The organism is Micromonospora sp. NPDC004336 (assembly GCF_053602615.1).
This window is the reverse complement of sequence record NZ_JBSGDY010000248.1, coordinates 1-6691: the sequence shown is the minus strand read 5'-3', so window position 1 is coordinate 6691 and position 6691 is coordinate 1. Positions and strand designations below refer to the sequence as shown.

The 6691-nt window shown below is 76.7% G+C and carries 2 protein-coding genes; both read right to left on the bottom strand.

All coding sequences use genetic code 11. The features are described 5' to 3' along the window. Window positions 1–3797: type I polyketide synthase (locus ACWENR_RS28830; RefSeq protein ID WP_452280102.1), on the bottom strand; the 3797-nt coding region annotated here is incomplete at its 3' end. A 47-nt stretch (window positions 3798–3844) separates the two neighbouring features. Continuing rightward, window positions 3845–6691: SDR family NAD(P)-dependent oxidoreductase (locus ACWENR_RS28825; RefSeq protein ID WP_452280101.1), on the bottom strand; the 2847-nt coding region annotated here is incomplete at its 5' end.

Below are 6691 nucleotides of genomic sequence, written 5' to 3'. Positions count from 1 at the left end.
GTGAGGGCCGCCGCGTCGCCGATCACCGCCCAGTCGGCGGTGGACGGGCCGGTGGCCGGGGCGAGCGGGGCCCACTCGATCCGGAACAGCGACTCGGTGCCGCCGCCCCCGGCGGTGCGGAGCTGGTCGGCGGAGACGGGCCGCAGGACGAGGGAGCCGACGGAGATGATCGGCGCGCCGGTGACGTCGGCGAGCAGCAGCGAGATGGTGTCGGCGCCGGTGTGCGAGACCCGGACCCGGGCCGCCGCCGCGCCGGCGGCGTGCAGGGCGACGTCGTTCCAGGAGAACGGCAGCCGGCCGTACCCCGGGGGCATGCCGGCCCCGGACGGCGCGTCGCCCGGGGTGGTCAGCCCGAGGGTGTGCAGCGCCGCGTCGAGCAGGGCCGGGTGCAGGCCGTACCCGCCGGCCTCGGCGGCGGGGGTCTCCGGCAGGGCCAACTCGGCGAAGAGGTCGTCGCCGCGCCGCCAGGCGGAGCGGAGCGCGACGAAGGAGGGGCCGTAGTCGTAGCCCTGGGCGGCGAGGTTCAGGTAGAGGTCGTCGGTGGCGACCTCGGTCGCACCCGGGGGCGGCCAGGTGGTCAGGTCGGACCAGCCGGCGGGCCCGCCCGGTCCGGCCGGGCCGCCGGCCAGCACGCCGCTGGCGTTGCGGGTCCAGGCCCGCTCCCCCGCGTCGTCGGCGGGGTCGCCGTCGGGGGCGGAGTGCAGCGACACGGACCGGCAGCCGGTCTCGTCGGCCGGGCCGATCCAGAGCTGGATGTCGACGCCGCCGCTCCCGGGCAGGATCAGCGGCGACTCCAGGGTAAGTTCGCGGACGTGGTCCGCGCCGACGTGCGCGCCGGCCTGGAGGGCGAGTTCCACGAAGCCGGTGCCGGGCAGCAGCACGGTGTCGAAGACGACGTGGTCGGAGATCCACGGGTGGGTACGCCGGGCGAGGCGCCCGGTGAACAGGAAGCCCTCGGCGTGCGCCACGCCGACGGCGGCGCCGAGCAGGGGGTGCCGCGCGGGGCGCAGGCCGACGGCGGTGACGTCCCCGGTCCACCCGGCGCCCGCCTCCGGCCAGTAGCGCTGGTGCTGGAAGGCGTACGTGGGCAGGTCCACCCGCCGCGCGCCCGTGTCGGCGAACCACTGCGTCCAGTCGACGGCGACCCCGTGCGCGTGCAGCTCGGCCAGCCCGGCCAGCAGCCCGTGCACGGCGGGCCGGTCCTTGCGCTGCACGGCGACGGCCAGCACGCCGTCGTCGCCGGGCAGGATGTCCGCCGCCATCGCGGTCAGTACGCTCTGCGGCCCGACCTCCAGGAACGTGTCCGCGCCGGCGGCGCGCAGCGCGGTGACCCCGTCGGCGTAGCGGACGGCCTGCCGCACGTGGCGCACCCAGTAGTCGGCGGTGCGGATCTCGTCGGCGTCGGCGAGGGCACCGGTCACGTTCGACACGACCGGCAGCGTCGGCGCGGCGAAGGTCAGCCCGGCCAGGACGGCCCGGAACTCGTCGAGCATCGGCTCCATGAGCGGGCTGTGGAACGCGTGGCTGACCGTGAGCCGGCGGGTGCGCACGCCCCGGTCCCGCCAGAGCCGTTCCACCTCGTCGAGCGCGTCGACGGCGCCGGAGACGACCACCGAGGTCGGCCCGTTCACGGCCGCGATGCCCACCCGGCCGGCGAGCCCGTCCAGCGTGGCGAGGACGTCGGCCTCGGCGGCCGCGACGGCGAGCATCCCGCCGCCGGCCGGCAGCGCCTGCATCAGCCGGCCCCGCGCCGCCACCAGCGCCGCCGCGTCGGCCAGGGACAGCACCCCGGCCACGTGGGCGGCCGTGACCTCGCCGATCGAGTGGCCGCCCACGAGGTCCGGTGTGATCCCGAAGGACTCCACGAGGCGGAACAGCGCCACCTCGACGGCGAACAGGCCGGCCTGGGTGAACGCGGTCCGGTCCAGCAGGTCGGCCTCGGCGGAACCCTCGGGAGCGAACAGCACGTCCCGCAGCGGGCGCGGCAGCAGCGCGTCCAGGTGCCCGCACACCTCGTCGAGCGCGGCGGCGAAGACGGGGAACTGCGCGTACAGCTCCCGGCCCATGCCGGCGCGCTGCGCGCCCTGGCCGGAGAAGAGCACCGCCAGCGTGCCCCGGCCGCCGGCCCGGCCGGCGACGACCGCGCCCGACGGCTCCCCGGCGGCGAGGGCGCGCAGCCCGGCCAGCAGGTCGTCGCGGCCGGTCGCGCAGACCACGGCCCGGTGGTCCAGGGTGGAGCGGGAGGTGACCGCCGAGAACGCCACGTCCAGGGGCCGCAGGGTCTCGTCGGCGGCGATCCTGGCCGCCCAGCGGCCCGCCTGCGCGGCGAGGCCGGCCGCGTCCCGGGCCGACACCGGCATCGGCACGGCCGGTCGCTCGGCGGTCGGCGCGGCGACCGGCGCGGGCTGCGGCGCCGGGGCCTGCTCCAGGATGGTGTGCGCGTTGGTGCCGGACACGCCGAACGACGAGACCGCCGAGCGGCGCGGCCGGTCCACCGCCGGCCAGGGCGTCGCCTCGGTCACCAGCGAGACCTCGCCGGCCGCCCAGTCGACCTCGGGGGTGGGCTCGTCGACGTGCAGGGTCGGCGGCACGACGCCGTGCCGCATCGCCATGACCATCTTGATCACGCCGGCCACCCCGGCGGCGGCCTGGGCGTGGCCGATGTTCGACTTCACCGACCCCAGCAGCAGCGGCGCCGAGTCCCCCCGGTCCTGCCCGTACGTGGCGAGCAGCGCCTGCGCCTCGATCGGGTCGCCGAGCCGGGTGCCCGTACCGTGCGCCTCCACCACGTCCACGCCGCCCGCGGCGAGGCCGGCGTTGGCGAGGGCCTGCTGGATGACCCGCTGCTGCGAGGGCCCGTTCGGGGCGCTCAGGCCGTTGGAGGCGCCGTCCTGGTTCACCGCGCTGCCCCGCACCACGGCGAGGATCGGGTGGCCGTTGCGCTGCGCGTCCGACAACCGCTCCAGCAGCAGGACGCCGACGCCCTCGGACCAGCCGGTGCCGTCGGCGGCGGCGGCGAACGCCTTGCAGCGGCCGTCGGCGGCGAGGCCGCCCTGCCGGGAGAACTCGACGAAGGCGGCCGGGGTGCACATGGCGGTGACCCCGGCGACGATCGCCAGGGTGCACTCCCGCTGCCGCAGCGCCTGCCCGGCGAGGTGCAGGGCGACCAGGGACGACGAGCAGGCGGTGTCGATGGTGACCGCCGGCCCCTCCAGGCCGAAGGTGTAGGCGATGCGGCCGGAGACGACGCTGCCGGCGTTGCCGGTCATCAGGTGCCCCTCCAGGCCCTGCGCGGCGCCCATCAGCACGGTGCCGTAGTCCTGCCCGGTGCTGCCGGCGAAGACGCCGGTGCGGCTGCCGCGCAGCGAGTGCGGGTCGATGCCGGCCCGTTCCAGGACCTCCCACGAGGTCTCCAGCAGCCAGCGCTGCTGCGGGTCCATCGCCAGGGCCTCGCGGGGGGAGATCGCGAAGAAGCCCGGGTCGAAGTCGGCCAGGTCGTGGACGAAGCCACCCTGCCGGGCGTACGACGTGCCGGCCTGCTCCGGGTCGCTGTCGTGCGGCGACCCGAGGTCCCAGCCCCGGTCGGTCGGGAAGTCGGTGACCACGTCCCGGCCGGACGCGACCACCTCCCACAGGTCCTCGGGCGAGCGCACGCCGCCCGGGAAGCGGCAGCTCATGGAGACGATGGCGACCGGTTCCTGTTCACCGGCCTCCACCTCGCGCAGGCGCTGGCGCACCTGGTGCAGGTCGGCGGTGACCCGCTTGAGGTAGTCGAGAAGCTTCGCCTCGTCAGCCATGGACCGCGCACTCCTTGTGTTGACCCGTCGTCGCAGCAGCGATCACGTCAGGACATCCCCAGCTCGCGGTCGATGAAGTCGAAGACCTCGTCCGGCGTCGCGTCCTGGAGCTTCTCGGCGACGGTGTCGCCGTCCGCCGGCGCGTCGGCCTCGTTGAGGGAGGCCAGCAGCGCCCGCAGCCGCTCGGTGATCCGAATCCGGGCGCTGCGGTCCGGCGCCGAGCCGGAGAGCGCCGCTTCCAACCTGTCCAGCTCGCCGAAGACCGGCGCGACGCCGACCACCCCGCCGTCGACGATCGCGGCCCGTACGTGGTCGGCCAGCCCGGCGGCCGTCGGATAGTCGAAGACCACCGTGGCGGGCAGCCGGACGCCGGTCGCGGCGGTGAGCCGGTTGCGCAGCTCCACGGCGGTCAGCGAGTCGAAGCCGAGTTCCCGGAACGCCCGGTCGGGCTCCACGGCGTCCGTAGAGGCGTGCCCGAGCACCGCGGCGGCCTGCCCGCGTACCAGCTCCAGCAGGGTCTTGCGGCGCTCGGCGTCGGTCTGCCCGGCGAGGAGCGCGGCCAGGGACTCCGCCGAGACGCCGCCCTCGTCGGCCCGCTCGGCGGCGGCCCGGCGCGCCTCGGCCACGCCCTCGATGAGGGCGCTGGGCCGGACGGCGACGAACCCGGGCACGTACCGGGCCCAGTCGATGGCGGCCACCAGCGTCGCCGGTTCGCCGGCCGCGACGCACCGCGCCAGCGCGGCGAGGGCGGGCTCGGTGTCGAGGCGGGCCACGCCCGTACGCCGGCGGCGCTCCTCCACCGCCTGGTCGGCGGCGGCCATCCCGCCGGCCGCCCAGGGGCCCCAGGCGACCGAGGTGGCCGGCAGGCCCTGCCGGTGCCGCTGCTCGGCGAGGGCGTCGAGATAGGCGTTGGCGGCGGCGTAGCTGCCCTGCCCGGCGGCGCCGAGCTGCCCGGCCATCGCCGAGAACAGCACGAACGCGCGCAGTTCCCGCCCGACGGTCAGCTCGTGCAGGTGCAGCGCCCCCAGCACCTTGGGCCGCAGGACGGTGGCGAGCCGGTCGGCGGTGAGGCCGTCGAGGACGCCGTCGTCGAGCACCCCGGCCGCGTGCACCACGCTGGTCAGCGGCGCGTCGGCGGGTACCTCGTCGAGCAGCTTGGCCAGCGCCGCCCGGTCGGCCACGTCGCAGGCCGCGACGGTCACCCGGCTGCCGGCGTCGGTCAGTTCCCGGACCAGTTCGGTGGCGCCCGGGGCTTCCGTTCCCCGGCGGCTCACCAGCAGCAGGTGCTCGGCGCCGCGGCCGGCGAGCCAGCGGGCCACCTCCGCGCCGAGCGCGCCGGTGCCGCCGGTGACGAGCGTGGTGCCCGGGTGGCCGGTCTCGTCGGTGGCGGTGTCGCCGCCGGGCGCCCGTACCAGCCGGCGCACCAGGACGGTGGTGCCGTCGACGGCGAGCTGGTCCTCGCCGTCGAGGCCGGCGAGCGCTGCGCAGAGCAGGTCCCAGCCGTGGTCGTCCAGGGTGGCCGGTACGTCGACGAGACCGCCCCACCGCTGCGGCTGTTCCAGGGCCACGACCCGGCCGAGGCCCCAGAGCAGCGACTGCTCCGGTCGGCCGGGCGCCCCGCCCCGGGTGGTGGCGGCGCCCCGGGTGACGCACCACAGCGGCGCGGCGACGTCGAGGTCGCCGAGGGCCTGGACGAGCGCCAGGGACCGGGCGAGGAACGGCGGCACCGGCTGGGTGTCGTCCACCGCCCCGTCGGCGAGGGCGAGCAGCGACAGCACGCCGTCCACCGGGGCGGGTCCGCCGTCGGCCGCGCGCGTCGCGGCGGTCAGGTGCGCGGCCAGGGTGACCCGGTCGGTCGCGTTCTCGGGCAGCAGCACCAGCCGGGCGTCGGCGCCCCGGCGGGCCAGCTCGACGACCGCCGCGTCGCCCTCCTCCGGGTGCCGCTCGTCCGCGACGACCCACCACGCGCCGGGCAGGAAGCTGACCGGCGTCCCGGTGTACGGCTGCCAGACGCTGCGGTACCGCCAGTCGTCCAGGGTGGACCGTTCCCGCTGCTGCCGCCGCCAGGAGGCGAGCACCGGCAGGGCGGCCCCCAGCCGTTCCAGGGACTCCGTCGCGCTCTGCGCGGTGAGTTCCGCGAGCGCGGCCAGGTCCTCGCTCTCGACGGCCGCCCAGAACGCGGAGTCGACGCCGGTCGGGGTCTCGTCGGCGCCGCCCCGCGCGGTCGTCGCGGTCGGCCAGAAGCGGCCCCGGTCGAAGGCGTAGGTGGGCAGGTCGACGGTGTCGGTCCGGGCGAGGACCCTGGTGAGGTCGACGGGCAGGCCGATGACGTGGGCGGTGGCGAGGTTGGTCAGCAGCCGGGTCGGGTCGTCGTCGCCCCGGCGCAGGCTGCCGAGGGTGTGGCCGCTCGCTCCGGCGTCGTCGAGGATGGCGGTGACGGGCATGGTCAGCACCGGGTGCGGGCTGATCTCCACGAACGTCGTGTGGCCGGCGGCGACCGCGACGCGGACGGCAGCATCGAACCGCACGGTCTGCCGCAGGTTGTCGTACCAGTAGCCCGCCGTCATCGACCCCGGGTCCACCCAGTCCCCGGTCAACGTCGACACCAGCCGGACGTCACCCTGGCGGGGGGTGATGTCGGCCAGGTCAGCACGCAACTGCTCGGCCACGTCCTGCACCGCCACAGAGTGGGACGCGTAGTCCACCGGGATCAGCCGGGCGCGGACGCCGTCGGCCTGGCAGGCTTCGACAAGGTCGGCGACGGGCTGCGGCGGACCGGACACCACCACGGTGGACGGGCCGTTCACGGCGGCCACGCCCACACCCGGGAAGGCCGCGAGACGGGCGGTCACCGCGTCGGCGGACAGGTCGATCGACGCCATCGTGCCCGTGCC